The organism is Chitinophaga skermanii, assembly GCF_003259335.1.
Classification (GTDB): domain Bacteria; phylum Bacteroidota; class Bacteroidia; order Chitinophagales; family Chitinophagaceae; genus Chitinophaga; species Chitinophaga skermanii.
This window is the reverse complement of the sequence record NZ_QLLL01000004.1, coordinates 153,616-174,030: the sequence shown is the minus strand read 5'-3', so window position 1 is coordinate 174,030 and position 20,415 is coordinate 153,616. Positions and strand designations below refer to the sequence as shown.

20 protein-coding genes are annotated in these 20,415 nt (G+C 41.6%); 12 read left to right on the top strand and 8 right to left on the bottom strand.

Features of this window, described 5'->3' with window-relative positions; translation table 11 throughout:
- Nucleotides 1–7 precede the first annotated feature (7 nt).
- The 3 genes from LX64_RS11335 to LX64_RS11325 form a co-directional block, all read right to left on the bottom strand.
- Nucleotides 8–568 carry a hypothetical protein gene (locus LX64_RS11335; RefSeq protein WP_148707283.1) on the bottom strand — a complete coding sequence of 187 codons (561 nt, stop codon included), beginning with the start codon at nt 566–568 and terminating at the stop codon, nt 8–10.
- A gap of 33 nt (nt 569–601) precedes the next feature.
- On the bottom strand, nt 602–1,417 hold the full coding sequence (locus LX64_RS11330; protein WP_111597773.1) for an ion transporter: 816 nt from the start codon (nt 1,415–1,417) through the stop codon (nt 602–604).
- Nucleotides 1,418–1,494: 77 nt separating this feature from the next.
- The gene (locus tag LX64_RS11325; protein ID WP_111597772.1) at nt 1,495–1,854 is read right to left on the bottom strand and encodes a nuclear transport factor 2 family protein; all 360 of its coding nucleotides are present in this window, start codon (nt 1,852–1,854) and stop codon (nt 1,495–1,497) included.
- A 128-nt stretch (nt 1,855–1,982) separates the two neighbouring features.
- Here LX64_RS11325 and LX64_RS11320 point away from each other — a divergent pair, with 128 nt between their 5' ends.
- The 3 genes from LX64_RS11320 to LX64_RS11310 all read left to right on the top strand — a co-directional run bounded on the left by LX64_RS11320 (nt 1,983) and on the right by LX64_RS11310 (nt 6,341).
- Nucleotides 1,983–4,199 (top strand): B12-binding domain-containing radical SAM protein, encoded by a 2,217-nt coding sequence (locus LX64_RS11320; protein ID WP_245952628.1) that lies wholly within the window; start codon nt 1,983–1,985, stop codon nt 4,197–4,199.
- A 70-nt stretch (nt 4,200–4,269) separates the two neighbouring features.
- The gene (locus tag LX64_RS11315) at nt 4,270–4,842 is read left to right on the top strand and encodes a hypothetical protein (protein ID WP_111597771.1); all 573 of its coding nucleotides are present in this window, start codon (nt 4,270–4,272) and stop codon (nt 4,840–4,842) included.
- Between the two features lie 65 nt (nt 4,843–4,907).
- Nucleotides 4,908–6,341, top strand: coding sequence for a c-type cytochrome (locus LX64_RS11310; protein WP_111597770.1), 1,434 nt, complete (start codon nt 4,908–4,910; stop codon nt 6,339–6,341).
- On the opposite strand, the gene LX64_RS11305 is transcribed toward LX64_RS11310, so the two are convergent.
- Both LX64_RS11305 and LX64_RS11300 read right to left on the bottom strand, forming a co-directional pair.
- Entirely contained in the window at nt 6,321–6,890 is a 570-nt protein-coding gene (locus LX64_RS11305; protein ID WP_111597769.1) for a glycosyl-4,4'-diaponeurosporenoate acyltransferase CrtO family protein, read from the bottom strand. The genes LX64_RS11310 and LX64_RS11305 overlap by 21 nt on opposite strands.
- 37 nt (nt 6,891–6,927) lie before the next feature.
- Nucleotides 6,928–7,530, bottom strand: a complete 603-nt coding sequence (locus LX64_RS11300) for a hypothetical protein (RefSeq protein WP_111597768.1) — start codon at nt 7,528–7,530, stop codon at nt 6,928–6,930.
- A gap of 149 nt (nt 7,531–7,679) precedes the next feature.
- On the opposite strand from LX64_RS11300, the gene LX64_RS11295 reads away from it, so the two are divergent.
- Nucleotides 7,680–9,002 (top strand): sensor histidine kinase, encoded by a 1,323-nt coding sequence (locus LX64_RS11295; protein WP_111597767.1) that lies wholly within the window; start codon nt 7,680–7,682, stop codon nt 9,000–9,002.
- Nucleotides 9,003–9,076: 74 nt separating this feature from the next.
- The gene (locus LX64_RS11290; RefSeq protein WP_111597766.1) at nt 9,077–10,363 is read left to right on the top strand and encodes a hypothetical protein; all 1,287 of its coding nucleotides are present in this window, start codon (nt 9,077–9,079) and stop codon (nt 10,361–10,363) included.
- A gap of 74 nt (nt 10,364–10,437) precedes the next feature.
- Here the strand turns inward: LX64_RS11290 and LX64_RS26350 are convergent, their stop codons facing one another.
- On the bottom strand, nt 10,438–10,569 hold the full coding sequence (locus LX64_RS26350; RefSeq protein ID WP_262511791.1) for a hypothetical protein: 132 nt from the start codon (nt 10,567–10,569) through the stop codon (nt 10,438–10,440).
- Between the two features lie 9 nt (nt 10,570–10,578).
- A complete protein-coding gene (locus LX64_RS11285) occupies nt 10,579–11,541 on the bottom strand; it encodes a polyprenyl synthetase family protein (protein WP_111598136.1) in 963 nt (320 codons plus the stop codon).
- A 203-nt stretch (nt 11,542–11,744) separates the two neighbouring features.
- On the opposite strand from LX64_RS11285, the gene LX64_RS11280 reads away from it, so the two are divergent.
- Complete coding sequence (locus tag LX64_RS11280) at nt 11,745–12,929, top strand: DUF1624 domain-containing protein (protein WP_111597765.1); 1,185 nt, start codon at nt 11,745–11,747, stop codon at nt 12,927–12,929.
- A 68-nt stretch (nt 12,930–12,997) separates the two neighbouring features.
- On the opposite strand, the gene LX64_RS11275 is transcribed toward LX64_RS11280, so the two are convergent.
- Nucleotides 12,998–15,403 (bottom strand): outer membrane beta-barrel protein, encoded by a 2,406-nt coding sequence (locus LX64_RS11275; RefSeq protein ID WP_111597764.1) that lies wholly within the window; start codon nt 15,401–15,403, stop codon nt 12,998–13,000.
- Between the two features lie 202 nt (nt 15,404–15,605).
- Here LX64_RS11275 and LX64_RS11270 point away from each other — a divergent pair, with 202 nt between their 5' ends.
- The 6 genes from LX64_RS11270 to LX64_RS11245 all read left to right on the top strand — a co-directional run bounded on the left by LX64_RS11270 (nt 15,606) and on the right by LX64_RS11245 (nt 20,352).
- Nucleotides 15,606–16,046, top strand: a complete 441-nt coding sequence (locus tag LX64_RS11270) for a GNAT family N-acetyltransferase (protein WP_111597763.1) — start codon at nt 15,606–15,608, stop codon at nt 16,044–16,046.
- A gap of 99 nt (nt 16,047–16,145) precedes the next feature.
- Nucleotides 16,146–17,177 (top strand): hypothetical protein, encoded by a 1,032-nt coding sequence (locus LX64_RS11265; protein WP_111597762.1) that lies wholly within the window; start codon nt 16,146–16,148, stop codon nt 17,175–17,177.
- A complete protein-coding gene (locus tag LX64_RS11260) occupies nt 17,174–18,094 on the top strand; it encodes a hypothetical protein (protein ID WP_111597761.1) in 921 nt (306 codons plus the stop codon). The genes LX64_RS11265 and LX64_RS11260 overlap by 4 nt, the downstream gene beginning before the upstream one ends.
- Before the next feature lie 83 nt (nt 18,095–18,177).
- On the top strand, nt 18,178–19,068 hold the full coding sequence (locus LX64_RS11255) for an ATP-grasp domain-containing protein (RefSeq protein WP_111597760.1): 891 nt from the start codon (nt 18,178–18,180) through the stop codon (nt 19,066–19,068).
- Nucleotides 19,069–19,140: 72 nt separating this feature from the next.
- Nucleotides 19,141–19,710, top strand: a complete 570-nt coding sequence (locus LX64_RS11250; RefSeq protein ID WP_158538596.1) for a Crp/Fnr family transcriptional regulator — start codon at nt 19,141–19,143, stop codon at nt 19,708–19,710.
- Between the two features lie 63 nt (nt 19,711–19,773).
- Complete coding sequence (locus tag LX64_RS11245) at nt 19,774–20,352, top strand: NAD(P)H-dependent oxidoreductase (protein WP_111597758.1); 579 nt, start codon at nt 19,774–19,776, stop codon at nt 20,350–20,352.
- Nucleotides 20,353–20,415: the final 63 nt, after the last annotated feature.

The window sequence follows — 20,415 nt, the reverse complement described above, 5'->3', positions numbered from 1 at the left end:
GGAAGCTTTATTCTTGTTCTTCAGCATTTTTTACATGTCCTGATAATTCAATTAAAATCCTTTCCCCTTCACCTATACCTGCCACAGGAATCGAGTTCGATAATCGAACAACCAGTTGATTCCTTTTCTTATCAAAGCTCACAATCCTTGGCTCTTTCATCATACCATATGCCTTCAAGGTATCGTTGTATTGGGCACTGAAATCGGAGAATTTAATAGTCGTAGTAACAGGCGCATGTTGATTCACCCGGATGCTGACATCGTATTGAAAAGGGTGTGTCATGAAATCTTGCGTTGCATCCATTTGATTCAACGCAGCGGGTACTTTGATGGTATCGCTTAATACTGCGTAGTATTTTGTTTGGATGAAGATGGAATCTGCCCTGTTATTGACGAATACTTGGGAATCGACCACCGGTGTATTGTATTTACTTTCTAAATCAGCTATCAAAGCTGTGTAAGGAGATGATGTTTGGGTAGAATCGGTTGTAATGGTAGTAGGTGTTTCAGCTTGTTGACAGGCCACGAAGGCCATGGTACAAGCCAAGAATAGGGAAAATCGTGTCATAGGTATCAGTTTACAAGACCAAAGTTAGCTAATCTACAATTTTGCGCCACAATATTTACAGAACACGGCATCATGTTCGTGCCCTTCTTTACCACAAACGGGGCATGCATTGTTCGAATGTTTATGTCGATAGCGTACCGCCAAAGCCATTTCCGTGGTAACAATACCTGTAGGCACGGCTAGGATACCATAGCCCAGTAACATAATAAAACTAGCAATGAACTTTCCTAACGTGGTGGCGGGGGCAATATCGCCATACCCTACCGTTGTAATGGTAACAATGGCCCAATAAACAGATTGCGGAATGCTGGTAAATCCACTATTCTCGTCTTCCACCAAGTAAATCACCGAACCTAAAATAACCACCACCGATAGCACAAACAGAATGAAAATGCTGATTTTGCGTAGTGAATTCAAGATAGCCACCGATAAGAACTGCATTTCCGAAATGAAGTGTACCAATCGAAATATCCTAAACACGCGTAATAACCGTAACACGCGTAATACCAATAACGATTGCGCCCCTACAATAATAAAACTCAAATAGGTAGGAACGATGGCCAGTAAATCGATGATCCCGAAAGGACTGAGTACATATTTCCAAGGTTTTTTAATAGACACCAAGCGGAGTATATATTCTATGGTGAATACAATGGTAAAAATCCATTCAATTACGTACAGGTATTGCCCATATTTAAGATGGAACTTGGCCACGGAATCGAGCATTACTACTATAATACTGCTGATAATGAGGAACAGCAATACAATATCGAAGGCTTTGCCGGCCGGGGTTTCCGATTCGTAGATGATGGCGTGTAATTTACTTCTCCAATTGTTTGTGGGTTCCATGGTAGTTTGTTGTGTCCATTAAAAAACCGACACTTTAGTGCGAGTGCCGGCCGATTGTTTGTGTATCGCTACACAGTTTACATAAAAAATCTTTCCGCAACAATTTTGCCATCTTTCGTTTCGTACACACATAGCTCGTCCATGTCCATACGGCCGTGTTCTTTCATGGTTACATCCATCCGAAGTTTGAAAGCGAATGTATTGCCGGCCACTACGGGTTCGGTAGCTTCGCAAGCGTGTACGCTTTCTACCATGCTATCCCACTTCTTCCCTTTCTCGCGGATGGCAGCAAGGCCTTTTGTTTCTTTAGAGAACTGCGGCGAATCGTGCTGTTCATAACTAACGGCATTATCGGCGAATAATTCGTTTTGCGCGGTTTCAAATTCGCCGCGGCTGCATAATTCTGCCGTGCGGGCAGCAATCTGGGCAACTGTCATATGCATGGTTTTAGAAATGGTTATTGTAAGAAAACAAACAAATAGCCCCCCTTGTTCAACCTTATTGATGGCGGTTTTCGGGGTGAATTGTGGCCAAAACTTCGTCCTTCCCCGAATTAATGATAATTTTGCAGAAATTATTTGATTTGAGTGCTACTGTTTTCTTAATTACTCCCCCTTTTACGCAGCTGAATACGCCTTACCCGGCAACAGCCTACTTGAAAGGATTTTTAAATACCAAAGGGATTACTTCGTTCCAAAGCGACCTTGGGATTGAAGTAACGCTCGCGCTTTTCAGCAAGGAAGGGCTTACTTCTTTGTTTGAACACATTGAAAAACTGGCACCCGCATTAAATGAAAACCTTGCCCGTATTGTATTATTGAAAGACGATTATATACAAACGGTTGATGATGTGATCCATTTTTTACAAGGACATAACCCCACTATCGCGCACCGCATTGTGAAAAGGGATTTTCTCCCGGAAGCGAGTCGTTTTGCGCAATTGGAAGACCTCGATTGGGCTTTCGGGTCGATGGGCAACCAAGATAAGGCCAAGCACTTGGCTACCATGTATTTGGAAGACTTATCGGATTTAATTTCACAGGTAGTAGACGAGCACTTTGGGTTTAGTCGCTACGCGGAAAGATTAGGTCGTTCTGCCAATTCATTCGACGAATTATACGCGGCGTTACAAACGCCGTATACTTATATTGACGAGATATTAATCCGTTTATTGCACCAACATATTGAACGTATTCAACCGAAGATGTTGGCGCTTTCTGTGCCTTTCCCGGGTAACTTGTATACTTCGCTCCGTTGTGGTCAATACGTAAAAAAGCATTTCCCGCATATTAAAGTTGCCATGGGTGGCGGCTTCGCTAATACCGAATTGCGTTCGCTATCAGATCCCCGCGTATTTGAGTTTTATGATTTTATTACGCTCGATGATGGAGAAGCGCCGGTAGAGAATTTGATTGCTTATGTGCTAGGCGAGAAACCACGGGAAGAACTTAAACGAACGTTCACCCTTGTAGACGGTGAAGTGAAATACTTCAACAACACAAGCTGCCGCGATTACAAACAATCGGAAGTAGGCACACCCGATTATAGTGACTTTTTACTGGATGAATATATATCCGCCATCGAAGTTGTGAATCCCATGCACCGCATGTGGAGCGATGGTAGATGGAATAAATTAACTATGGCACATGGTTGTTATTGGGGAAAATGTACCTTCTGTGATATATCGTTAGATTATATCCGTTTGTACGAACCCATAGCCGCCGGTATTCTTTGCGACCGTATGGAGGAAATAATGGCCCAAACCGGCCAAAATGGTTTCCACTTCGTAGACGAAGCAGCACCGCCTGCCTTAATGCGGGCCTTAGCCATCGAAATCATCCGCCGGAAACTAACCGTAAGTTGGTGGACGAATATTCGCTTTGAAAAGAGCTTTACGCGTGACTTATGTTTATTGCTGAAAGAATCGGGCTGTATAGCAGTATCGGGAGGTTTAGAAGTGGCATCGGATCGATTATTGGGATTGATCAACAAAGGCATTACCGTGGCACAGGTGGCCCAAGTAAACCGGAATTTAACCGAAGCAGGCATCATGGTACATGCGTACTTGATGTATGGTTTCCCTACCCAAACAGCACAAGAAACCATCGACTCGTTAGAAATGGTACGCCAGCTGTTCAAAACAGGCATTTTACAATCGGCTTTCTGGCACCAGTTTGCCATGACAGCACACAGTCCTGTTGGTATTGAACCGGCGAAATTCAACGTTAAAAAAGAAACCGAAGCAATCGGCACCTTTGCAAATAATGATATTGTGCATATTGATGAAAGTGGTGCGGAGCACGAGTTATTTAGTTATGGATTGAAGAAGTCGTTATTGAACTTTATGCATGGCATTTGTTTAGATGATCCTTTGCAGAAATGGTTTGATTTCAAGATACCCAAAACGAAAGTAGCACCAGATTATATCGAGAAATCGCTAACAGAAGATTTATACGCCAGTAGCAAACCTACCAGCAAAGTGGTGTACTTGGGTAAAACACCTACGGTGGAAACCCTTACCAAATCGAAAAAAGGTAATACTTGGGAAGTAAGCTCGCTCACCTTCCAAAGTAAGAAGGAGAAATACAACATTAGCGTGGGCCAGCCAGAAGGTATTTGGTTAGCGGGCATGTTGGAGAAGTTATCTGTGAAGAACATCAAAACATACACTTTGCAAGAAGTAAAGGACAGTTACGAAGCAGCGGGCTTAGAAGATTTTGAGCTGTTTTGGGATAATAAACCGGTAAATACTTTACACAGGTTTGGGTTATTGAAATTGTAAATGTAAAATACATCATAGCACGTCCTTGTACTTCCATACAAGGACGTTTTTTTATACCTTGCATACCATCATGAAATACGTAGTTTTCTTCTTTTTCTTACTATTGGGCAAATGGGCAACAGCACAGCAATATTATACGCAAGCGATTGTGGTAGATACGGACCGGGATTTGCGGTTCACTTTGGTGCAAGGCACTACGATAAAATTCCCTGCCGGCTGTTTCTCCACGAAAAAGAAGAAAGTAACCATCATAGTAAAAGAACCTCTTTCCATTCCCCATACATCCAAAAACGATATCAGCGAAGAAATTCCAAAGCACGTTTGGAGTAGTGATTTCAAATTCTCTATTGAACCAGCACGCGGGGAGAAATTCACCATCCTTCAACCCATAGAAGTAGCCATCCCTTACCGCCAATTTGGACCTACCGAGCAAGTATTTGAACCTTATTACACAGCTGGCAACAAGGTAAGTTGCGAGCAATGCAAGAAGTACGTGTATGACCATGGATACAAACTTGATAAGATCCAAGTATTCAGTTTACCCAACTTCGAGCAAGTGTTTAATATGGAAATCAACACCTTTGGTACAATAGATATGAGGGAGAAAATACAGAAAGAACATGGTGCTATTACGCAACCCTAATGGGTGACATATATCATTTATTTATTGTCTAAAGCGTAGTAGATTCGGTTAAACCACTTAACCGAATGAAATATCTAGTCCTTCTTATCGCCTGCTTACCGGTATTGAGTTGTAATACCAGTCACCCTATTCTTTCCCCATCTTCTTTACCACAACAATACATTGCTGTCAATACAGAGAAAGACACCGTTGTTACTTTACAATTTGGTACACGGCTAACGATTGCAGCACACACCTTTTCCGCTAAAAACAATGTGGCAAAAATAGTTATTAAAGAAGCCATTACGCTCGACCAAATGTTGCGTGGAGGATTGGTTACCAAGTCGGGCAACCATGTATTACAAAGCGGCGGGATGATCCAAATTATGCCAGCTAACGGGGAAGATGTAAAGATTGTAAAACCATTCAACATAGAGATCCCTACTCCGCAAGTAAGGGAAGGAATGCAATTATACAAGGGAGTAGAGAAAGATGACCGTGTAGATTGGGTAAACCCGGTACCTTTAGACACACCTGTTAGTCCACTAGTGGAACCGCAGGTTGTACAAGGAGCTGTACTATATCAACAAAATTGTGCTGTTTGTCATGGTATCGATAAAAAACTAACAGGGCCGCCATTATATGGTTCCATGGAACGTTGGGCGCATGATACGGCTTCGCTTTACAGGTTTACGCGCAATGCGTCAAAAGTAATTGCAGCAGGTGATGCATATGCTACCTGCTTATTTACAGGCTACAATAAAGCTGCCATGACAAGTTTCGACTCCCTATCAAACGAGGAAATAAAAGCCATCTATCGATATATAGATGAAAAAGGGAAAGCCATATATGGCACTGCAATACCTAATGCTTTCTTACGTAAAAGTGATTGTGATAAATGTGATGAATACATGCAAGCATATCAGCAGATTTTCACCGATACAACACAACCCAAGCAAGCTATTTCCTCCAAAGAAATGAAACAAGCCTATAGGTTTCATGTGATAGACTTCGCTTGGTATAATGTAGATGTTCAACTTCCTTTGGAAAATGCGCCTCCCATCTTTGTGAACTTACACCCTAATCCTCCAGGTACAAAATTGTATATCGCCATCCCCCAACACAACATTTTAATTGATGGACAAGAAGAAAATGGTGCATTCAAACTGTACGCCAATATGCCTAGCGGGGTTGTTGATTTTAAGAATGGTACCCTGGCTTATGTAATAGCGGTAGCGGGAAACCAACCAACATCTTTGCAACTGGCTTTCCAATCCTTCACTTTATTACAAAGCGACAACAATTTAACATTAGAATTGAAACCTGCTACTGATCATGATTTACAAGCTTGCTTTGAAACGGTTAAGCATAGTGGATTTACCCAACATCACTTTCAAACATACTTTGAGAAATTGAAAAAAAGCAACCGCGACTCTTTAGAAACAGCCATAAAAGATCTACGGGTAAAGTTGGAAAGGTGTGGCCAAATAACCGACGCCTTAAGGCCGGGAACGCTTTAAAAGCGTAATTAATCGTAAGCGGTTGTATTGTTGTAGTAATAATGGATAGAAATTATAACAAACATTGTTTAACAGCAATACAATCGCCCAAACGAATGCTTGCCGGTATAGAGTAACCCCCAACACCATCAGCATGTACATGAGTACCATAAAATGAAACCTTTCATACACGTATGTTCTACCAATGTACCGGATAATGGCATCGCGGGATTCCACTACTTTATAAAAAGGGTATTTCTTACGTACTTGCTGGATAATTAAATCGCCATCTTGGCTGTATTTCCTGATCATTAGAATGCCTACTTTCTTGTAAGCCGCGGTTGTTTTGCTGAATTGCATCCAATTGTAAAACCCGGCGGGCAAGATACCCAATAGTACGCTGATACCTAGTAAAATGTAAATTTTAAACGGTTCAATTTCATTCCAACTATAAACAACCACCGGTGTTAAATGGAGAATTGACCAAACTAGGTTGGGCACCATGTTATAGACAGCCGCGAGTTTACGGGCTTCGATATAGTCTTTTTTTGTAGGCCGGGCTCGTTTCATATGGATGTACAATAGGGGTACTGAAAAAGTACGGATTTTATTTCGCTTGTACAAGCGCCCTTTCCAACACATGATCTACATCCCGCAACCAGGCATAGCGATGATGTACATCGGCTTCCATGGCAGCCAGCACCGAGGGAATAAAAATGGCCGGCACAAAGGCAAATAAAACCTGTGGCTGTATAATGCCGTGTTGTGGGTAGTTTTTCACGATATAGAACCATGTATCCACAGGCGGGAGACCTTTTTCGTCGAAATAGGTAGATCCAGCTACAGCGGGGTGGTTCAATGTTTGAATCAACAATACGCGGCCGTAATCACCTAATTCCTTAAGATCTACATTTCTACGGGTAGCGCGTTTTATCATAGCTAGTGCCAGTAGTTTCTCCACCAACTGGTTATCGAACGCAGCATTGTAGGCAACAGGCTGGGCTTCGTAATTGAAGATAGGTTGTGCTTGAATAAGCGGGTTGGTTTGTCGCAAGGCATCAAAGCCTGCCATGGGGGAACGATCCATTAACTTTGCCGTCCATTTTACAACTTGCTGTAATTGGAGTTTGAAAGTGGCGATCTCGGCTTTCGTCCATTTGTAGTGTTGTGTCCCGTTGTGCTTGCTTTTGCGGGGTAAAATTCTTTGCATCCATCCAAGTAATCCCATGTAGCGAAAATATCATAAAAAAATCATACGCCCAGCTTCGCCCTACCTACCCAGCTTCTCGATCCTAGAATAAATGTTAAAAACACCCCTTCACTACCATAATTACGCATACAAATGTATATTTGCAGGGTATGCTCAACCGTGCGGCGAATTATCTTTCATCAAAAATAAAAGAGTATTGGCAGCGTCTCGTTAACGTGGGCGTTACGCCGAATATGCCTTTTATAGAAGCCAGGAGGACAAAGTTGCTGAATTTGCTCACTTTGCCCTGCATTCCATGCATGTTCTTCTTTGCCGTACTTAATTTTATCCAGGAACGATACTTACTGAGCGCTATCAATATAGTGACTACGCTTACTTGCGTAACGGTTTACTATTTGCATACACGCCGCTTGTATTTAAGTGCGCGCTTGGTTTTAATTTTATTAAGTATTGCTGTTTATACGTTTACGGGGATCTTTTTCCACAATGGCTCGGAGTACTTCATTTTGAATATTCTATTTGTCACCATCCTTATTTACGATAATAAATGGATGTTGCTCGTCTTAAGTGTACTTACCATTCTTGCCTTTTGCGCGATCGTGTTCTTCCCACAGCATTGGGAATACGCCGACCCGGTGCCGCAAGAACGGGTATGGACGAACGTGGCGGTAGCATTATCGTTTATCGTAATAGGCTTGAGCTTTTTTAAATATATCCAGAACGATTATCAAAGCGAAGTGGAGCATCAAAGGCAAACTTTGTTGGCCATGAATAAGGATAAGGAGAAGTTATTTTCGATTGTGGCGCACGATATACGTAGTCCACTCGCTACCTTGGAAGTATTACTCGATATGTTTGCCAAAGGCGAATACCCCGAGGAAGAGATGAATGATGCCGCGTTGGTGTTACACAAGAAAGTACAGCAGTTGGGCACTACCCTAGATAATTTGCTGCGTTGGAGTACCCGTAGCATGAAAGGCATTCAAACGAACCCAACCCAGTTCATCATCTTGCCATTAACCACGGAGACGATGCAGTTCTTCGGGCCGAGTATTGCCCAGAAAGATTTAAACGTGGAAATAAAGGTCCCACCTAATTTGAGCGTGTACGCCGATAAAGACCAAGTATCTGTCATCATCCGTAACCTTTTCAGCAACGCTTTGAAATTTAGTTACCCTGGTGGAAAGATTACCATGATGGCGAAATCTACGCCGAACGGGGTGTGTATTAGCATATCCGATGAAGGCACGGGTATGTCGCCAGAGCAATTAAAGAGCTTATTTTCCTTCCAACATCAACCGGGCTTTGGCACAGTGGGCGAGCGGGGAACGGGCTTAGGTTTAATGCTTTGCATGGAGTTTGCCCAAGGAAATGGCGGCACTTTAGACGTTAGCAGCACCCCTGAAAATGGGACTACCTTTACCCTTACCCTCCCAGCATTTCAAAATATGCACCCGGCACAAGCCAACTAGCACCATTCAACAAAAAAATTGCATATGAATAAAAGATTTTTCTAAATTAGGTTTCTACCTAAACCTACTAGCTAATGCCTTTTATCAACCCACGCTGGACGAACTTAGAAAAGATCGCATTTCGATTCTTTTTCATTTTCATATGCTTAAACATTTTCCCCTTTCCTTTAAATGCCGTTTCGCAATCGTTGGCGTTCCTGCAACCTATTACCGGGATTGTAGACACGCTTTGGGAGCAGTTTATTCCTTGGGCGGCACAGCACATTTGGGGATATAGAAAGGTGATATCCATATTCCCTAACGGTAGTGGTGATACCACCTTTAATTATTATCAAATACTTACGCAATTTAGCATGGCGCTTGTTGGTACGCTTATTTGGAGTATGGTGGATAAGGAGAGAAAAAGTTACAACAGGGCTTATTACTTACTGCGTTGGTTTACCCGCTTTTTCTTAGCATTCAATATGGTGTTATACGGCTTTATTAAAGTATTTCACATGCAAATGCCCACACCTTCGTTATATACATTATTACAACCTGTAGGCGATAAATCGCCCATGGGCTTAGCTTGGACATATGTAGGCGCTTCTGCTGCTTTTAGTGCTGTAACGGGTTGGGCGGAAGTGATATCAGGATTCCTATTGTTCTTTAGAAGGACCACCACCCTCGGTGCTTTACTAACTTCCATTGTGATGTTCAATGTGGCCGTTATTAACTTCTGTTTTGATGTACCTGTGAAGATTTTCTCTTCCTTGCTTTTCCTTTGGGCCATGTTCTTACTGGCACCAGATATTAAACGATTAACAGCTGTGCTGTTAACCAACAGGCCCACTCGCCCGAAAGTGGAAGTACCCTTTTTTAAAAGCAGGAAAGCACAATTGTTGGCACTTGTTGCCCAACTATTGTTCGTGGCATATATAGTTATTTCCCAAGTAAGTGCCGATATGGGTATGATGAATATTTATGGCGATAAAGCACCGAAACCTCCCTTATATGGCATTTACAATACTTCACTTATTGTTCGCAATAACGATACTTTGAAGCCCCTTACTACCGATACTAGCTATTGGCGGCAACTTGTAGTGAATTACAAAGGTTATGCTCGTGTGAAGATGGCCAATGACACACTTCGCTACTATACATTCAAAGTAGATACGGCTTTACAACGTATTACCATTGCAACCGGATTTGCCCCGAATGATTCCAGCTACTTATACTTCTCAAATGATAGTACGCTAACTTTGCGCGGTAAAATTCAGCAAGACTCGGTGTATATGCAGTTCACAAAGCATGACCTTAATTCGTTCCGTTTGCTGAACCGTGGATTCCATTGGGTGAATGAATACCCATATAATCGATAAGAGTATCAATATTTGACATACAAACTTTTTGAATCTAAAAAGAAAATCCCCTGCTTCGAGCAACAGGGGATTTTTTATTGTGTAGCAACTTTTTCCTGGGCATCTTTAACAGCCTTCGTATAAGCCATCTTCCAACGAAAGAAGAGGGCTACGGCCGCCAAAATTGCCAATAGTAATAGCGTTAATTGGTTTTTACTTCTTCTCATATACAATAATTAATAAGCACGGCCAATGGTAAATGCCACCATTTCTTCTAAGCAATCGCGCACTTCCGAAGGTGGGAAGGTTTGCAATACTGCCAGCGATTCATCACGAAATGCGTGCATTTTATCTTCTGCATAACGCATGCCGCCGTTGGCTTCTACGATATTGATGAGCTCTTTTACCTTGTCGGATTTGGTGTTGTGATGCTTCACAATGTTCAATAAATACGTTTTCGTACGGGCATCACAATTGTGCAAAGTATATATAAGCGGTAAGGTAATTTTTTGTTCTTTAATATCGTTCCCAGTGGGTTTGCCAATGTCTTGCTGGGTATAATCCAATAAATCGTCTTTTACTTGGAAAGCCATGCCTAGCTTTTCACCGAAGGTATGCATACGAGCTATAACAGATTCGTCGTCCGTTACAGAGGCAGCGCCGGCCGAGCAGGCAGCTGCTAGGAAGGAAGCGGTTTTGCCTTTTATGAGGTCGTAATAGGCTTGTTCGTCGTATTGTATTTTCTTGTTCTTCACCATCTGCAGCAACTCCAATTCGCTCATTTGCCTGATGGCTTCCGTGTATATCTCCAATATGCGGTGATCGCCGTTTGATAACGATAATACCAAGCTATGTGCGAATATGTAATCGCCGGTATAAACAGCACTCCGGTTTTTCCAAAGGGCATTTACAGAGTATTTGCCACGGCGTTCCATAGAATCGTCCACTAAATCGTCGTGTACCAAGGAAGCGATATGCAACAGCTCCACGAGCAACGCGGCACGGTAGGTTCTATCCGTTACGCTGCCAGCCATGCGTGCTCCTAATAATACGAAGATCGGGCGCATTTGTTTCCCCTTATTCTCTAACAAATAACTGGTAATGCGATCGAGCAAGGCCGATTTCCCCTTTAACGACGTATCAAAATAAGTTGAAAACGCTTGTAATTCCTCTTGTAAAACCGATTTAGTAAACTTCATATTCGCTAACGGGCTGATCTCCCCCACTACTTTCCAATGACCATTTTTAAAAACAAGATGTAATAATAAACAATATATCCATACTGCCTTGCCATGAAAGGTGATTTTATCATGATTTTTATAGGATTATAACAACTTTTTAACCCCTTCGTGATATGGGAAAGCATAAAAAATAGGCGTAAATTTCTGCAAATACTCCCTTTATGCAACCAAATCCCGGTAAGCGTATTTCCTCGATCGACTTCGTAAGAGGTATCGTCATGATCATTATGGCACTAGATCATACCCGCGACTTCTTTCACATCGACGCCCTTACGCAAGACCCACTCGACCCTACAACTACGCACCCATGGCTCTATTTCACGCGATGGATTACACATTTCTGCGCACCCACGTTCTTGTTGCTGAGTGGTGTGTCGGCTTATTTATCTTCACAAAAGAAATCTACCACCGAAGCCAGCAACTTTCTCATTAAAAGAGGTCTGTGGCTTATACTAATGGAAATAACGGTCATAACCCTCGCCCTAACCTTCAACCCTTTCTTCAACTTTATCCTATTACAAGTAATATGGGCGATTGGTGCTAGCATGGTATTGTTAGGGATTGTAACACGCTTTAGCAAGAAGGCCGTTTTGTTGATAGGGATCGTTTTGTTCTTCTTTCATAACATTACCGACCTCCTTAATTTACCAACCACTGGGCCTGCCGGCATTGCTTGGCAAGCATTGCTCACAGCAAGAGGAACTGTTGTGCCATTAGGTGCAACACACTTCCTAGGTATTTTTTACACTGTATTACCATGGACGGGCGTAATGTTCACCGGTTATGGTTTGGGGCAATTGTACCAGGGCAATTTCCCAGCCGAATTAAGGAAGAAAATGTTATTCTATTTAGGCTGTGCCCTTACAGCCCTGTTCGTAGTATTAAGGTTCACGAAATTCTATGGTGATCCTACCCCGTTCGCCAGCAGCCCGAATATCTTAACAAACATCTATAACTTCTTCAACACAAGTAAATATCCGCCATCACTACAATACTGTGGTATGACGCTCGGCCCAATATTGATTTTATTATCGCTCACAGAACAATTAAAAGGCCAATGGATCGACCGTGTTTCAGTGTATGGGAAAGTGCCGTTTTTTTATTACGTGTTACACTTTTACGTTTTGCATGCATTAACAGTCGTAGCGTTTTTTGCCTGTGGTTATAATATGTCGCAAGTATCGGATAACGCATCTATTTTCTTGTTCAGGCCGGCGAGCTTTGGGTTTTCGTTGGTATGGGTGTACGTAATTTGGATTGCGGTGGTGATAGGATTATATATTCCTTGTAAAAAATTCCTCCGTTATAAACAAACACATCAACACCCTTTTCTATCGTATCTATAAACAATTTTATTACATAAAAAAGCCTTATCTACAATGTAGATAAGGCTTTTTTATGTAATAATGTATCATTATCCTGCGTTTCCAACACGTTGTGCTTCATCGGAAGGGCCGCTATTATTGCGCTTAAAGCCTTTAATTGGCTTACCAAAACGGTACGTAAACGACAACCCTACATTTCTTGTATCTCTACGCAAAGTAAATGGTTCTGTAGAATGTTCGAAAGTGGTAAAACCTTTCAACACTTGCGTGTATAAAACATCCCGTGCAGATAATTTGAGCGTACCTTTTCCCTTTAGCACCTGCTTTGCTAAACCAAGTTGTAATTGTCCCATGGGATCTAATACTTCTTGAATATCTACCATCGACTTCGACTCGTACCAACCAGATACTTCTGCAGTCCAATCTTTACCTAAGCGCAATTGGTTCGATATATTGAGTGATAGTTGTGTACGACGTTTATCCATATGCTCCCACAACGTACCTTCTAAATGCTTAAAGTTCACTACCGCCGTTCCATTAAATGCCCACCATTTCGTAATATCCTTTGAAACGGTAACCGTTCCAACCCAACTACTATAATCACCCAAATTACCGTGAGTAAATAACAGCGTTCCATCATCACGTGTTAAAAACATTTGCATGAAATAGCCCGATGTTTTTACGTACCCAAAACTAGTGGTTAACCATTCCTTGTACACATGCGAAACAGTAGCCTGCCAAGTGTATTGTGGTAATAGGTTAGGGTTACCCGATTGGAAAGAATATTTATTAATGATAACTACAAAAGGATTGAGGTTCTGGAATACCGGGCGATCAATTCTTCTTCCTCCACTAAACATCAACTGGTGGGAAGAATCAAGCTGGTAAGTGAGGTTCAGCGTAGGAAAAAGACTATTATAACTTCTGTCGAACGACGAGCTGCCTTGCGACTTATTACCGATTTGGTTGGCAGTATACTGGGTAGATTCGAAGCGTAAACCACCACCAATTGTCATTTTACCGGCTTTCTGTTCAGCACTGGCATATGCTGCGTAGATATTTTCTTTATAAATGAAATGATTCGTTTGGTTATCGTCACTTACCCAATCATCATGGGTATCTTTCACATAATATTGTGCATCATTATCTGTATCAATTTGCGACACTTTTGCCCCCGCACTGAAATTAGTTTTATCACTGATTTGATACGTGTAATCTATTTTACCGGTTAGTATGCGTAAGTTTGAAAGAATATCACTCCTCGACGATTCGATGTACCCTACAGGTTGCATTAATGAATTGGTAAAGGATTGGTCTTGCGCGATACGATACTTCGAAAAGTCGACATCAGCTCCTATATCTTGCCGTTGATTAAGTTTATGTCGAACATATAATGTTGCTCCTCCATTGCGCCATTTATTCTCTACACGGGAGTCGGTTCGGATAACAGAATCGATATGTCGTTGGCCATCTAACCAATTAACATTTGCGAAGCTAGGCGCATCGCGTTTTTGGAGGGTACCCACTAAGCCTACACCCACACTAGTGTTCTTGCTGAGCGTATAATCAACCCCGGCACGTACCGTGTTGTTCAAGCCATTTAAGTACGACATTCCATCTTGCTCCATAAACTGTGCATAGTTGTTCGTACCAGCTTCCTTAAATTGGCGACTGGCGGTATAACGCATATAGTTATCGAACTTTAAACCGCTGTAATTTAAGTAGGCATTGAGATTACCCGATTTGTAGTTCAAATTTACGTTACCGGTTTCACGGGCATATCTTCCTTGGATGTGACCAATAGTGGCGTTGCCATTAAACCCGTACTGTTTGAGTTTTTTGGTTTTGATATTAATAACACCTGCTCCCCCTGCCGCGTCGTACTTGGCAGGTGGATTATCCATTAGTTCTAATTGTTCAATCTGGCTAGAGTTCATGCTACCCAAAAGGCTGGCAAGCTCTTGTCCACTCAAATAGGTTGGCTTATCATCGATAAGTACCAGCACACCTTGTTTTCCTTTCAAACTAATGTTCCCGTCCCGGTCAACACTTACGCCCGGCGATTTCTCGAGCAATTCCAGCACGGTTGTGCCCGCATTGGTAATTGCAGCTTCCACGTTCACCGTAGTTTTACCCGGCGATTGTTGAATAAGGGGTTTCTTTTTGTTGATCGTAACGGTTTGCAATTGTTGGGTGTTCAGTTGAATGGTAAAACGCTGTTGAGAAGAAGAGAATTGAACGGGCAAATACCCCGTATTATGGTTAATCATCTTCCCCCGCAATAAATAATGACCATAAGGAACATCAAAAACCGTTGTTCCAATAGAATCTGACATTTGACCTTTTACCAGGCTAGAATCTTTTACCCGCAAGACTTCAATGCTTGCATAAGGTAGGGGTTGTAGTTGTGAATTACTAACGGCGACCGTTAATTTTTGCTGCGCGAATGTAGGCAAAGCAATAAAGGTTAGGATGGCGAGAAAACCAGTACGCATAAAATAATTGAATAAAAATTGGTTGAATCAAGCGAATAAGGTCGAATGGTATAGAAACAAATAAAGTGGGAAATTATTGCGAAGTAAGATTTATTTAATTGACATAACAATGATTACTTTACGAACGGGGCAAATTCAATTATTACAGGTTTCCCATTCCGCGAAATAGCCCTATCTTGTTCGAAAATGAACACATCACCTCATGATCCGTATTGCCCACATCGCTGATATCCCTGTACTAGAACGCATACGTTTAAGTGTAAAGGAAAACGTGCTGTCGAACCCCAACTTGGTAACTAGGGCCGATTACACCCGCTTTTTAACCGTTGATGGGAAAGGATGGGTAGATGAACAGGACCATATAATTACGGGGTTTGCTGTGATTGATACAACCCATCATAATATCTGGGCCTTGTTCGTAGACCCGGGTTTTGAACAACAAGGTATTGGTAAGCAATTACAAAACACCATGTTACATTGGCATTTTACCCACTCAAACGAGATGCTTTGGCTTACAACGGCGAAGGATAGTCGTGCTGCGGAGTTTTACAGGCGTACCGGCTGGCGAGAAGTGGGTGAAACTACTAATGGGAAAGAGCTGCGTTTCGAGATGTACCAAGAAGATTGGTTGCGACATGGTTAATATTTCCTTTATATAAGAAATTAGCAGAATAGGATTTGGAATACTAGCCACTAACAATTATTTTTACTTTGTATTTCAAAGTGAATTAACCTAACATATATGCCTTATTACTTACAGCGTTTAATAGCAACGCACAAGCATTTCATACCTATCAGTATGATTGGCGCTAGCATTTACCTCCTTAGTTTCGTATCCTTTATTGTATTTGCTTACATATTGCCATCTGAAAGGGATGTATCGATGACCATAGCATTTACCAGTTATATTGTTACGGTCGTTTACTTTATTATTTTAGCATGCAAGGGGTATTGCAAAAGAGTAAGCGCCAATACACCGTTTATGTTGTTATTAGCAAGTTGCTTTGTAAATACTTGCTTATTATTCAACATTGGTTCCGAAATCTTCCCTACCCCTTCCATAGGTTTATTCGCATTCATTTCGATTTGCTTGTTGAATGGGATGGGCATGTTGTTTCACCGGGTATTACCAGCCAACATTCAACAAGTACAATTTCTTTTACTTGGTGCTGGTGTAATGATGGCATTGTATTATGTGCTGAGCACTCCTATAGACAACTACTTGCTGCTAGCTTATTTCTTCATTTTGGGTTTACCATTATTACTTATTACTCCCCACCTCTTATTTTTTTATTATGTCGTTTCGCTATGGCGGAATAGAAAACCTTCATTGCGAATTTTTCCTGTCATCGGTATCTTGCTTACGTTATTGCCTTTTGTCGTGTACACGTTTTACTGGCACATGGAAAAAAAAGCAATTGAAAACATCCATACGAATTTGCCAACTACAATGGTAGCACAAGAAAGAGCAGAAATATTAGCGAAGCGGGTATATCCTTCTCTTATTACCAAACAAATTTTCAGCACGAATAATAGCTTGTATAGCTTCGAAGATGAAGAAGAAATAAAAAATGGCCGTAGGTCATTCAAACCTATATACGACAATCCCTTCATCACTATTGCCAGGTTTATAAATGGGGACCTCTATTTAGAAGATGACCTGAAATCTATGGTGCTAAAACTATGGAAACAACAACACTCCTCCGTGCAACAACACCCTGGAAACATTAATAAATTCAATCCCCCCGTGTTAACAGATAGCATTTCCAAATGAAACCACGTACATTTATCATTAACCTAGTATTTTATATCATTTCCTTCTTTGGATACTTATCCCAACTTGTATTCAAACCAACGTATAGCAAGGAATTGAATACGCCTTTATTAGCCCTCAGTTTAGTGGGTATATTGATCCTCTTTTGTATGTTTGTTTACTTATTCTTCCAAGTATGGGAGAAAGGTGCTGGGGTTATGATGCCAGCTGTATATTGCTGGGCGGGCACATCGATGAATGCAATGTTTATTTTAAACCTGTGCATTCCCTATTTCCTTTCACCATCTTTACCATTATTCTGCTTGTTGGAAGCGAGTATTATCGTAACTACCATTTGCACTTACTATCAACGTGATCACTGGGTAGTATTCTTCATAGCAGGCATTAGTTTATTTATAAACATCTACTATTTTGTATTATTAATTTACTTTTCGCACAATGGTATTGCTGGGTTATTTTGGTTCCTCTTATTGTTATTTCCTTTAGGGGCTATGTTGATGGCGAATGGTTTGCTCTTCATATCGAGCTTGCCTACTTATAAGTGGAAAGCTGGCTGCTTAGGTTTCGGTTCGTTGCTATTAATAGCCCTTATTTATACAATTGTTTGGCGCACACATTTAATGAAGATTGAATACCAGCTAGGTCAATTGCATACCATTGAAAATGTTGAAACGAAAGTGGAAGTTTTTACCCAAATAGTGCATCCTTCCTATTTCAACAGCACATTAGTCAAGTATTTCCAAACGTATGATCCTTATAAAGACACGCATTCCCACATGGAAGATATTACGCAAACAACCACATACGATTACCTTTTCCCACAAATAGCCATGCTTTGTACAGGACCAGTGGATATGGATGTTTTTACCCGCTTAACCATTCTTCAGCATTGGGATCAACAGGAAGCCGGTCGATAATGGAACCTAATTTTACTAGATAATGGCTCTTTTTACAATGCCAATATCCCGTTACATTTGAGCCACAATTAAACCGACAGGCTATGAAATTTGCTTATGTATGCTACTATGTGAAGGAAGTGTATTCCGCCGCTTCCATGCCCGATGAAGACAATAACTTACTACAATTCTTACAACATAAAGAACTGGATATTACACGTGAAGTTTGGAATGATCCCACCGTGCAATGGGAGCAATACGACGTTGTACTGCTGAAATCGCCTTGGGATTACCACGAACAAATTGATACTTTCAAAGCATGGTTAGCCGACTTAGATGCTAAAAACATTCGCCTCCTTAACCCTTATAATACCGTGCTATGGAATGCAGATAAGCATTACTTGCAAGAGATTGAAGCTGCTGGTTTACCCATTATTCCCAGCACCTTTATCGAACCTCATACACCTGTAAACTGGGATCAATTATTCGAGCAATACAACGCCCTAAAGCTAGTTGTAAAGCCTTGCATTAGCGCAGGTGCCAAGGAAACCATTGTATTAACAAAGGAAAACCTTCCTGGCTTACGACCGCAACTTGCTCAAATGCTGGCGAAAGAAGCCTACATGGTTCAACCATTTATGGATACGATCGCTCATTTCGGGGAATATTCGTTGTTGTATTTCAATGGGGTATTTAGTCATGCTATTGTGAAAAAACCTAAACCTGGCGATTTCCGGGTGCAATACCAATATGGAGGAACAGTGGTGAACATAGCGCCTTCTCCTGCCCTTAAAGCTACTTGTGATGCCTATGTATCCAAATTCGCAAAAGGCTGCTTGTATGCCCGTGTAGATGGCGTAGAAGTTGACGGGCAATTTCAATTGATGGAGTTGGAAATGATCGAACCATATTTATTCTTGAGTATGCATGAAGGAGGATTTGAAACTTATTACCAAGCGCTCATGCAATTAACGCATGCAGCCAGCTTTGCATAATTGTATTACCCGCGTTCAATTATGTATGATTGCGGCGCGGGTTCTTTATCTTTGTGTGGAAACATGCACTTTATGCCCATCCAGCTTTTAATAAATCATTTCAATTCCATTACGCCCCTTTCTCCCGCCGCACAAACGGCATTACAAGCATGCTTATTCTTAGAACACTTCCCCAAGAAAACCATCTTACAACAACAGCACCGCCCTGCTCAATACATTTACATGGTACATACAGGCCTTCTACGTTCTTTTTACCACCGCAATAACAAAGATATTACTGCCGTATTCGGCACGGAAAATTGCATTATGTGTTCCCTAGCCAGCCTCCTTTCCGGGGAACCATCTGCTTATTCCATTGAAACATTGGAGGATAGTGATATTTTCTTCTTAGAACTAGCTGCCCTCGAAAAGCTCTACGATGCGCACCATGATATCGAAAGATTAGGCAGGCTTATGATTACCCAATATTACCTCGACCAAGAAAAAGAGCTACGTGCTATACGCTTTCAAACGGCTGAACAACGCTACCAAACACTCCTGCAATCACAGCCATCGCTTTTACAACGGGCTCCCTTGGGATATATCGCCTCCTATTTAGGTATTTCACAAGAAACGTTAAGTCGCCTCCGCGCCAAATATTAATCATAAGAGGATTTGACATAGATCAAAAAATTTGTGCTGCCGGATGATGAATTTCGTGGTACAATGAAAAAGATATTAATTATCCAAGGCAACCCGCACCCCGGTAGTTATTGCGAAGCATTAGCAAACGCATATTACACAGCGGCCCAGGCCAATGGCTACGATGCCGAAATCCTACATTTACACAGCCTCCAATTCAACTTAAACCTCGAACATGGTTATCATACCCGTACGCCGTGGGAACCCTGTTTAGAAGCTGCTTGGCATTCCATTCAGCAGGCTAACCATCTTGTATTCGTATACCCTACATGGTGGGGAACTATGCCTGCCTTGTTGAAAGGCTTCTTCGATCGTTTATTTCTACCAGGAAAAGCTTTCAAATACAGGGATAATTCCCTGTTTTGGGATAAATATCTCAAAGGCAAAACCGCCCGTATTGTTACCACGATGGATGCACCTCGTTGGTACAATTATTTCTTCTATCACGACGCAGGTATCCGTGCCTTAAAAACCGCTACTTTACAATATTGCGGTATCTCGCCGGTGAAGGTAACCGTCTTCGATTCCGTTCGAAATCGCCAGCAAGAGTATTTAGCAAAAGGCTTGCAAAAGATGGCGGCCTTGGGAGCTGCAGGACGTTAAACCGATATAAAATACAAAGGGTTGTATGCTTGCTTACATACAACCCTTTGCAAATGCTTTCAT

Bases quoted from the DNA above. Each gene is read 5' to 3' on its own strand.
- LX64_RS11335 (WP_148707283.1), bottom strand. From the start codon at position 568: ATGACACGATTTTCCCTATTCTTGGCTTGTACCATGGCCTTCGTGGCC.
- LX64_RS11330 (WP_111597773.1), bottom strand. From the start codon at position 1,417: ATGGAACCCACAAACAATTGGAGAAGTAAATTACACGCCATCATCTAC.
- LX64_RS11325 (WP_111597772.1), bottom strand. From the start codon at position 1,854: ATGACAGTTGCCCAGATTGCTGCCCGCACGGCAGAATTATGCAGCCGC.
- LX64_RS11315 (WP_111597771.1), top strand. From the start codon at position 4,270: ATGAAATACGTAGTTTTCTTCTTTTTCTTACTATTGGGCAAATGGGCA.
- LX64_RS11310 (WP_111597770.1), top strand. From the start codon at position 4,908: ATGAAATATCTAGTCCTTCTTATCGCCTGCTTACCGGTATTGAGTTGT.
- LX64_RS11305 (WP_111597769.1), bottom strand. From the start codon at position 6,890: ATGAAACGAGCCCGGCCTACAAAAAAAGACTATATCGAAGCCCGTAAA.
- LX64_RS11300 (WP_111597768.1), bottom strand. From the start codon at position 7,530: ATGCAAAGAATTTTACCCCGCAAAAGCAAGCACAACGGGACACAACAC.
- LX64_RS11295 (WP_111597767.1), top strand. From the start codon at position 7,680: ATGCTCAACCGTGCGGCGAATTATCTTTCATCAAAAATAAAAGAGTAT.
- LX64_RS11290 (WP_111597766.1), top strand. From the start codon at position 9,077: ATGCCTTTTATCAACCCACGCTGGACGAACTTAGAAAAGATCGCATTT.
- LX64_RS26350 (WP_262511791.1), bottom strand. From the start codon at position 10,569: ATGAGAAGAAGTAAAAACCAATTAACGCTATTACTATTGGCAATTTTG.
- LX64_RS11285 (WP_111598136.1), bottom strand. From the start codon at position 11,541: ATGAAGTTTACTAAATCGGTTTTACAAGAGGAATTACAAGCGTTTTCA.
- LX64_RS11280 (WP_111597765.1), top strand. From the start codon at position 11,745: ATGCAACCAAATCCCGGTAAGCGTATTTCCTCGATCGACTTCGTAAGA.
- LX64_RS11275 (WP_111597764.1), bottom strand. From the start codon at position 15,403: ATGCGTACTGGTTTTCTCGCCATCCTAACCTTTATTGCTTTGCCTACA.
- LX64_RS11270 (WP_111597763.1), top strand. From the start codon at position 15,606: ATGATCCGTATTGCCCACATCGCTGATATCCCTGTACTAGAACGCATA.
- LX64_RS11265 (WP_111597762.1), top strand. From the start codon at position 16,146: ATGCCTTATTACTTACAGCGTTTAATAGCAACGCACAAGCATTTCATA.
- LX64_RS11260 (WP_111597761.1), top strand. From the start codon at position 17,174: ATGAAACCACGTACATTTATCATTAACCTAGTATTTTATATCATTTCC.
- LX64_RS11255 (WP_111597760.1), top strand. From the start codon at position 18,178: ATGAAATTTGCTTATGTATGCTACTATGTGAAGGAAGTGTATTCCGCC.
- LX64_RS11250 (WP_158538596.1), top strand. From the start codon at position 19,141: ATGCCCATCCAGCTTTTAATAAATCATTTCAATTCCATTACGCCCCTT.
- LX64_RS11245 (WP_111597758.1), top strand. From the start codon at position 19,774: ATGAAAAAGATATTAATTATCCAAGGCAACCCGCACCCCGGTAGTTAT.